A 729-nucleotide genomic window follows, 5' to 3' on the forward strand; every position below is an offset into this window, starting at 1 on the left:
CGATCGTGGCGACCGATCCAAAGACCAGACCGGTGATCACGCTGGCATTATCGCCATTGCGGAAGCCGGTGATGCTGCCGGTGAAGGAGGGGTTGGCGAGCCCGTATTCGCGCGTGGCATTGTCCGCGGTGACCGTCAGGAGCGCCTTGGTGATCGTCAGCGTGCCCGGAACATAGCTGAAATCGTAATTGGTCGCGGTGGCGCCGGATCCGGTGATGGCATAGGTTCCGGCGTTGCTCGCGATCGTCGCGACCGAACCATAGGTGAGGCCTGAGACGACGCTGGCGGTATCGCCATTGCGGAAGCCGGTGATGCTGCCGGTAAAGGCGGGGTTGGCGAGACCATATTCGCGCGTCGCGTTGTCCGCTGTCACCGTCAGCAGCGCCTTGGTAATCGTCAGCGTGCCGGGGACATAGGCGAAGTCATAATTGGTCGCGCTGCCACCCGACGCTGTGATCGCATAACTGCCGACGGCCGATCCGGTGTTGGCCGCGGTACCATAGGCCAGGCCCGAAACCACGCTGGCGGTATCGCCCGCACGCAGGCCGCTGATCGTGCCGGTGAACGCCGGATTGGCGAGGCCGTACTCCCGCGTTGCATTGTCGGCGGTCACCGTAAGCAACGCCCTGGTGATCGTGAGCGTGCCGGGCACATAGGCAAAGTCGTAATTGGTAGCAGATGCGCCGGAACCGGTGATGGCATAGCTGCCGACGTTGCTCGCGATCGTGG

General features: G+C 63.5%; 1 protein-coding gene. It reads right to left on the minus strand.

Translation table 11 applies throughout. From position 1 onward, the window contains the following. A partial coding sequence (locus tag AX735_RS26125; protein WP_446471843.1) for an MBG domain-containing protein occupies positions 1-729 on the minus strand: 729 nt, incomplete at both ends.

The sequence above is a fragment of the Blastomonas sp. CCH1-A6 genome, assembly GCF_001556365.1.
In the GTDB taxonomy this organism is placed as follows: Bacteria; Pseudomonadota; Alphaproteobacteria; order Sphingomonadales; family Sphingomonadaceae; genus Blastomonas; species Blastomonas ursincola.